Annotated in this window: 2 protein-coding genes; one reads left to right on the top strand and one right to left on the bottom strand. The window is 64.6% G+C overall.

What is annotated here, in order from left to right:
* A partial coding sequence (locus RA21_RS23370; protein WP_039152715.1) for a c-type cytochrome occupies positions 1-294 on the top strand: 294 nt, incomplete at its 5' end.
* 97 nt (positions 295-391) lie between these two features.
* Here the strand turns inward: RA21_RS23370 and RA21_RS21805 are convergent.
* On the bottom strand, positions 392-571 hold a 180-nt coding region (locus tag RA21_RS21805; RefSeq protein ID WP_039152717.1), incomplete at its 5' end, for a putative hemolysin.

Below are 571 nucleotides of genomic sequence, written 5' to 3' on the forward strand. Positions count from 1 at the left end.
GGCGCCAAGGTATTCAAGAAGTGCTCCGCCTGCCACAAGCTGGAAGACGGCGCCAACGCAACCGGCCCGTATCTCTACGGTGTGGTTGGCCGCGATATCGCTTCCGCATCCGGCTTCGGCTACTCCGGCGCGCTGACCGGCCTGGCCGGCAAGGCCTGGACCCCGGAAGAGCTGGACGCCTTCCTGGCCAAGCCGTCGGCCTATGCCTCCGGCACCACCATGTCGTTCTCCGGCCTGAAAAAGCAGGCCGACCGGGTGAACCTCATCGCCTATCTGGACAGCCTGGACGGCTAAGCCGGACCGCTGTCCCAGCACTCCAATTGAAAAAGCCGCTGCAAATCGCAGCGGCTTTTTTGATGTTCGCGTGAGTGGTGTTCCGTGAGCGGCCGGATCAGGCCGGGTTGTTTTCCCGGTAATAGGCCAGCGCGTCGCGCTCTGTGCCGTCGGGCAGGATGCAGACGCCGATGGTGCCCGCCTTGCCGCTGCGCAGCACGTAACTGCCGCCGGTCTGCACGCAATAGGCCTCTTCCGGGCTGGTGTAGACGACTTCCTCTTCCTGCTGGGCGCAGGC

The sequence above is a fragment of the Leisingera sp. ANG-DT genome (assembly GCF_000813785.1).
In the GTDB taxonomy this organism is placed as follows: Bacteria; Pseudomonadota; Alphaproteobacteria; order Rhodobacterales; family Rhodobacteraceae; genus Leisingera.